The 302-nt window shown below is 53.0% G+C and carries 1 protein-coding gene; it reads right to left on the bottom strand.

The window, feature by feature from the left end; genetic code table 11:
- On the bottom strand, positions 1-302 hold a 302-nt coding region (locus tag AAC147_RS12205; protein WP_047686746.1), incomplete at both ends, for a phage portal protein.

The following is a 302-nucleotide window of genomic DNA, read 5'->3' as shown; positions in this document are numbered from 1 at the left end:
GGCACCCGGAAGATGCGGCAAATTTCTTCCAACTGGAATTTACGGGTTTCCAGAAACTGTGCATCCTCAGCCGATAAACTGATTTGATGCCATTTCAGCCCCATTTCTAAAATCATCGGCTTATGGGCGTTGACCAGTCCCTGATGGCGCGCTTCAAAATCCGTTTTCAGACGTTGATAAGCCTCGTCTTTCAATGCCTGATCCGTTTGCAGGACACCACTGGTGACAGCGCCGTTACCGAACAACCGGGAACCGTGCTCTTCGGTGGCTAGCCCCAGCCCAATCGCTTGCCGCGCATAGGC

Origin of the sequence: Xenorhabdus sp. NBAII XenSa04, from assembly GCF_963866145.1 — a bacterium.
In the GTDB taxonomy this organism is placed as follows: Bacteria; Pseudomonadota; Gammaproteobacteria; order Enterobacterales; family Enterobacteriaceae; genus Xenorhabdus; species Xenorhabdus indica.
Note: the sequence above shows the minus strand (reverse complement) of the source record. Positions and strands in the feature narration are given on the sequence as shown.